Origin of the sequence: Cellulomonas sp. A375-1 (genome assembly GCF_001040865.1) — a bacterium.
Taxonomy (GTDB): Bacteria; Actinomycetota; Actinomycetes; order Actinomycetales; family Cellulomonadaceae; genus Cellulomonas; species Cellulomonas gelida.
In genome coordinates, this window is sequence record NZ_LFKW01000103.1 from 1 (window position 1) to 5,284 (window position 5,284).

A 5,284-nucleotide genomic window follows, 5' to 3' on the forward strand; every position below is an offset into this window, starting at 1 on the left:
CCGAACCGTGGGGCAGGTCAGAGTGTCAACCAGCCCTGCAGCAGTCCCCAGGCGGGCAAGCGAGTCGGCCACCTGCCATCGCGGACATCGCGGAGCCGTCCACAAGGATCACCCGCCGTGGCCGCGTCACGCCCTGCCGTCGTCACGACGTCGGAGGTCCGCAACGATCTCATCCATCGACCCGAAGAGTTGCGGTGAGGACAGCTCGAAAAGCGCCGCAGCCAAGTACTCCTCGTCTGCTGGGTCGAGCGTCACGTCGTCAGCTCCCTGCGCCAGTTCCGCCCATCGCTCAAGTTGAACGGCTGATATGGCGTTCTTCCCGAAGGCATCAAGCACGCCCCTGAGCAGGGAACGATCGACCTGGACCCCTGCGCCCGGTTGAGCCGGGCCACACGCCGCAAGAGCAGCGAAGTTGGCATCGAGATCCCCGACCAAACCGATCACGAACTCGAGAAGGCGGAGTCGATCGGGTGACGCGGTCATGCGCTCAACTTATCTTCGGTGTGGAGGACCGCCCCGTCAGGAAGAACGGTCGTCTTGGTGTAGCCGACCGTCGCTCCGGACGCATCGACCACCTTGTCGTAAGGCGCGTATGCCCCTGGAACGCGGCCAGGGCAGGCGGCCGCTCCAACCCCGACGTCGCCGACCAGCTCGGCGTCGGCGAAGCCACCGTCAAAGCCCACGTCCACGCCCTGCTCCGCAAGCTCGGCTGCACCACCCGCACCCAGCTCGTCGTAGCCGCCTACGAATCAGGCCTCATCATCGTCGGCCACTAGCTCGGGCCGGCGGGTTGCCGATCCGACCCTCGGCGCATTGCCGTCGGCCGAACAGCGCAGCGCACGACCAGCCCTGCGACAGCCGGACGGGCGCCGAGCACCTCACCGTTCGACGGGCAAGAGCTCCTTGACGGCCCGGACCGCGAAGTCCTTCGGGCTGGCGCCGGCCAGCACCTCCGCCAGCTCCCGCCGCACCAGCAGCTGCCGAAAGCCGCTCATGCCATCGCCGAACCACTCGGGACTCGCAACGACATCCGGCGCGTCCTTGCCCAGACAGGCTCGGACGCGGGGCAACTCCCCGTAGCCCAGAGGCATCCACTTCCAGATACCGCAGACGGGACAGAGCGATCCCGGTAGGCCGTGCCGCGCTGTTGCCGCCGCCTCGAGCTCTCCACGGTCAAACCACGACTCGCCAGTAGCCGGGACCACGAGCTGCCAGGCATCGCCCTTTGCCGATCCGCGCCATTCGACCGCTCGCAGCTCGACATTGAAGCGCGCACGAACTCGAGAAGCCAACCGGCTATCGACACACATCGCCTCGTAGCACCAGTGTGGTAACCACGCGCCGTGGGCACTCATCCCGCGTCCCTGGAGCACAAGCGATCCGGCCTGGGACCGATTCGGCGTTCCGCACTCCCTGCACCATCCGTCCTCCCCGTACATCGGCGAGAGACCAAAAGATGCTTCAGGCCAGGGCCAGCCTCGGTTTCGCTTCTCACGGAGCTCGACGTACTCGTTCACGCGACAATCCAATCGCTTGAAGGATCTCCGGGTACTCGGCGTGCTCTCGCGCCGCACCGAACGGGTCGGTGTGCTGCTGGAGGACGCTACTCGCAGCCCACCTAGAGTTCGGGATCGCGGCCAGAGTCGTGCCGCGGGAAAGGAGCCCCACAAGGGCTGATCCGGCGGCGGGTGAGCTGCGACGGCGGCGGCATCGCAAGTCCTGTCGAGGTAGCGCTTCGACGACTTCGCGCTCGGCGTCAGGGCGCCCAGCGATAGCGGAAGCCCTCTTGGTCATTCGCCGCCACGAAGCCCATCGCCCCAGGCGTCCTGTCCTCCGGAGCTCGGGTGAGCCAGACCATCAGGTTGACCGTTCCCGGATGACCAACGATGTGGGCAACATCGTCGAACAGGGTGGGTAGGTCGACTCCGAGCCGGCGCCCGGCATCGTCGATCAATGCCATGGGCATCATGGCCTCCCATGCGTTCTCATCAAGCCCACCGAGAACGGCTGCGACCAGGGCCTGGACAAGTAGCGCCGGGTCGCCGCCGCGGACCGCTCGCGATGCAAGGCGCTCGGCGTGCGCCCGCAGCACTCGGCGCCCGGCCTCCGACGCGGACGCGGACGCGGACGCTACCGCGTCCGGCCCTCCCGCCATCACCGATGTGAGGAAGTCGTCGAGAACCCTATCGCGAGGGTCAGGGATCGATGCAGGGCCGAACCCATTGAACGAGCGCTGCTGCGGGACACCCGGGTCGAACTGCGCCATCAATTCACCCACCTCCGGGGGGAAGCATCGACCAGCCATCCCACGTGTAGCCCGCACTCGTAAACTGACCGAGTTCGCGGCCGAACACGGTCGTCCTGCCAGCAGCCGCATCCCAAACATTCCCCCAGGACGGGTTCGAACCGACGTACACAGGCATCTTGCGATCAATGACGCTCTGCACCCACTGATCGTTCCTTGCGATCGTCCATTCGGGCAAATCGAGCACCTCGTAACCGGGCCAGTTCTTCGCCACCGCGGTATCCGGGAGCCGACCGATAACGGCGATCGTCTTCTCGGCTTCGGGAGCGACCCTGGCTGCGGTGCTTGCGGCTGTCTCCGCTGGGCCGAACCGAAGATGACGGACACGATGGCCAGGAGTGCGGCCATCAGCGAAGGGACCCAGCCCGACCATCTGGCTTGGGGGGCGCGGGACGCGGACCTCGTGCCCCTCCGGCCGCAGGCAGTCCCTGGCTCAACGGCCGCCTCGGCCGCGACGGTCGCGTCGATGTTCAGCGTCGTCACGGCTCACCCGGTGCGGGCGCCCACGGGTCCCCGAGCAGGTAACCCGCCGGCACGTCGAGTACCCGCCCGAGACGGCCCAGGAGCGCTCGCTGCTCCTCACTCACCTCAACGTCGTACTCATACGTTTGGGTGCAGAGCGTCTCGAGCGCAAGCCGCCACTCGCCAGCATTGATCAAGACCGCAATCGAGTCAACATCGCTCGCAGGCAGACCGCCTGCACCTTCAAGCGCCCGTCTCAACTCGCCGATCACAACGCTCGGGTCCATCGCTTCTCCCGTCATGGCAGCGGGAATCCGGTGATGATGCCCTCGCCACCAGGCTCGACGATCACCCGCATTGGTACACCCTCGCGCACCGTGGCGGCTGCCGTGACGTTCGCGCTCTTGTTGGACCCGGCACTGGCGGGTGCGGACGACGAGGTGGTCGACTCGCTGGAGGCGCGGACAGAGAACCTGGCCGCGGTGGTGGCGGGTCTGGGTGTGCCGGAGCTGCAGGACGCAGAGGTGGTGTCCGCCCAGGTCGTGGAGCCTCCGGATGACCCGGAGGCGGAGCCCTTGCCCGACGGCATCCCGGAGGGCGACGACGAGCAGCTGATTGACCTTACGGAGCCCGGAGGCTCGCAGACGGAGAGCACCACCCCTACGTCGGACGGAGAGGCGGGCACCCTGGCCCGCACGGTCGTCGGCGGGCTCACACTCCGAACCCGGCCCAGACGGACCGACGACGGCGCACGCCGGCTCACGGCCGGCCTGCGCCGCCGACACGCCCCCATAGGGTCGAGGGCGAGCCAGCCCGGCCAGATGGAGGAGACACCATGAGCACGAGCCCCGGTCCTGTCGACCTGACGTTCTCCGCGCCGATCGGCGTCACGGTAAAGGACGACGTGTGGTCGTGCGTCGAGGTCCCCGGCTCGGTCGAGCTGTTCGGGACCGGCAAGGCGGTCAAGGTCGTCGCGACGGTCGACGGCGAGCCCGTGACGGCCGGGCTGATGCCGACCGGCTCGGGCGGGCACATGCTCTCGATCAGCGCGAAGCTCCGCAAGAAGCTCGGCAAGGCCGTGGGCGACGACGTCACGGTCCACCTCACGGAGCGCCTGACCTGACACCCGTGCCTCGGTGTCACGGCACGAGCGCACGGACCGCCGTGGACCGAGCTCCCGGGGCGACCTACGTGAGCGTGGTCAGGGTGGCGCGGGCGTCGTAGCGCCAGAACGTGCGTTGGGTGCGGACCAGCAGCCACAGGACGCTCGCGCACAGGACGCCGCCGATGACCACGGCCCAGCCCTCACCGACGACCGTGGACACGGACCCGATGAACATGTCGCCGAGCCGCGGCCCGCCCGCGACGACGACGATGAACACGCCCTGCAGCCGCCCGCGCATGTCGTCGGGCGTCGCGGTCTGCAGGATCGTCTGCCGGAAGATGGCGCTGACCTCGTCGGACGCGCCCGCGGCGATCAGGGTGAGGCACGCGATCGCGAGCGCCCCCCACAGCACGTTCTCCGGACGATCCCGCCCGACGACCACGAGCACCAGCCCGAACGCCGCCACCGACCCGGCCCACCCCGTGATGGCCCACGTGATGACGCGCCCCTGCCACCGCACGCGCGCGAGCCCGCCGGACAGCAGGCCGGACGTCACGGCACCGACCGCGAGCGCTGCGGTGAGGATGCCGGTGGTGGTCGCGCCGCCGCCGAGGTACCAGATGCCGACGGCGGGGAACACGACGCGCGGCATGGCCAGGACCATCGCGCACAGGTCCACGAGGAACGTCATGCGCACGTTCGGCTGGGTGCCGAGGTAGCGCAGGCCGTCGACGACCGAGCCGAGGCCGACGCGCGCGCGGCGGGTGTCGGAGGGCTCGGGCGGGACGGGCGGGAGCCGGAACACCGCGACGAGCGCGGCGGTGAACAGCACCGCGTCGACGGTGTAGGCGAGGCCGAAGTCGATGGACGCGAGCGCTGCGCCGGCGAGCGGGCCGACCGTCAGCGCGGTCTGGAAGCCGATGGCTTGCAGCGCGTTGGCGGCGGGCATGAGCCGCGGCTCGAGCAGGCGCGGGATGATCGCGGACCGCGCCGGGGAGTTCACCGCGTTGGCTGCGGACTGCACGGCGGTCAGCCCGTACAGCAGCCCGACGTGCTCGTTCCCGAACCAGCCCTGCACGGCGAGCACCATGATCGCGGCCCAGGACACGAGGCTCGCGACGAGCGCGACCTGACGGCGGTCGTAGTGGTCGACGATCGCCCCGCCGTACAGCCCGAAGATCACGAGCGGGACGAACGCGAACATCCCCAGCACCCCGACGGACAGGGTCGAGCCGGTGATGTCGTAGACCTGCAGCCCCACGGCGACGACCGTCAGCTGCGTGCCGAGGTTGGAGACCGACAGCCCCCACCACAGCCTGCGGAACGCGGGACTGATCCGCAGGGGCGTCGTGTCGACGACGAGGGACCTCACTGCCTCACTGTAGGCGGCAGGTAGTCGAGGACCGTCGCGG

General features: G+C 69.0%; 9 protein-coding genes. 3 read left to right on the top strand and 6 right to left on the bottom strand.

The genetic code is table 11. The annotated features are described in order from the left end of the window. Nucleotides 1-126 precede the first annotated feature (126 nt). The gene (locus CWIS_RS10725) at nucleotides 127-483 is read right to left on the bottom strand and encodes a hypothetical protein (RefSeq protein WP_048343290.1); all 357 of its coding nucleotides are present in this window, start codon (nucleotides 481-483) and stop codon (nucleotides 127-129) included. A gap of 20 nt (nucleotides 484-503) precedes the next feature. On the opposite strand from CWIS_RS10725, the gene CWIS_RS19430 reads away from it, so the two are divergent. After that, nucleotides 504-776, top strand: coding sequence for a response regulator transcription factor (locus CWIS_RS19430; protein ID WP_048343291.1), 273 nt, complete (start codon nucleotides 504-506; stop codon nucleotides 774-776). A gap of 102 nt (nucleotides 777-878) precedes the next feature. Here CWIS_RS19430 and CWIS_RS18385 read toward each other — a convergent pair whose 3' ends face one another. From CWIS_RS18385 to CWIS_RS19850, 4 genes are all read right to left on the bottom strand, one after another. Beyond that, a complete protein-coding gene (locus CWIS_RS18385) occupies nucleotides 879-1,355 on the bottom strand; it encodes a hypothetical protein (RefSeq protein ID WP_156186622.1) in 477 nt (158 codons plus the stop codon). Between the two features lie 401 nt (nucleotides 1,356-1,756). Further along, nucleotides 1,757-2,266 (bottom strand): hypothetical protein, encoded by a 510-nt coding sequence (locus CWIS_RS10740; protein WP_156186623.1) that lies wholly within the window; start codon nucleotides 2,264-2,266, stop codon nucleotides 1,757-1,759. Between the two features lie 4 nt (nucleotides 2,267-2,270). After that, the gene (locus CWIS_RS18390) at nucleotides 2,271-2,519 is read right to left on the bottom strand and encodes a hypothetical protein (protein ID WP_156186624.1); all 249 of its coding nucleotides are present in this window, start codon (nucleotides 2,517-2,519) and stop codon (nucleotides 2,271-2,273) included. A 265-nt stretch (nucleotides 2,520-2,784) separates the two neighbouring features. Continuing rightward, on the bottom strand, nucleotides 2,785-3,069 hold the full coding sequence (locus CWIS_RS19850) for a MafI family immunity protein (RefSeq protein WP_156186625.1): 285 nt from the start codon (nucleotides 3,067-3,069) through the stop codon (nucleotides 2,785-2,787). Nucleotides 3,070-3,156: 87 nt separating this feature from the next. Between CWIS_RS19850 and CWIS_RS10750 the strand changes: the two genes are divergently transcribed. Then, nucleotides 3,157-3,606, top strand: a complete 450-nt coding sequence (locus tag CWIS_RS10750; RefSeq protein WP_156186626.1) for a hypothetical protein — start codon at nucleotides 3,157-3,159, stop codon at nucleotides 3,604-3,606. After that, nucleotides 3,603-3,890, top strand: coding sequence for a DUF1905 domain-containing protein (locus CWIS_RS10755; RefSeq protein WP_048343296.1), 288 nt, complete (start codon nucleotides 3,603-3,605; stop codon nucleotides 3,888-3,890). Before CWIS_RS10750 ends, CWIS_RS10755 begins: the two co-directional genes overlap by 4 nt. 64 nt (nucleotides 3,891-3,954) lie before the next feature. On the opposite strand, the gene CWIS_RS10760 is transcribed toward CWIS_RS10755, so the two are convergent. Then, nucleotides 3,955-5,244: an MFS transporter gene (locus tag CWIS_RS10760; RefSeq protein ID WP_048343297.1), complete on the bottom strand. Its 1,290-nt coding sequence runs from the start codon at nucleotides 5,242-5,244 to the stop codon at nucleotides 3,955-3,957. Nucleotides 5,245-5,284: the final 40 nt, after the last annotated feature.

Bases quoted from the DNA above. Each gene is read 5' to 3' on its own strand.
- CWIS_RS19850 (WP_156186625.1), bottom strand. From the start codon at position 3,069: ATGACGGGAGAAGCGATGGACCCGAGCGTTGTGATCGGCGAGTTGAGA.
- CWIS_RS10725 (WP_048343290.1), bottom strand. From the start codon at position 483: ATGACCGCGTCACCCGATCGACTCCGCCTTCTCGAGTTCGTGATCGGT.
- CWIS_RS18385 (WP_156186622.1), bottom strand. From the start codon at position 1,355: ATGAGTGCCCACGGCGCGTGGTTACCACACTGGTGCTACGAGGCGATG.
- CWIS_RS10755 (WP_048343296.1), top strand. From the start codon at position 3,603: ATGAGCACGAGCCCCGGTCCTGTCGACCTGACGTTCTCCGCGCCGATC.
- CWIS_RS10740 (WP_156186623.1), bottom strand. From the start codon at position 2,266: ATGGCGCAGTTCGACCCGGGTGTCCCGCAGCAGCGCTCGTTCAATGGG.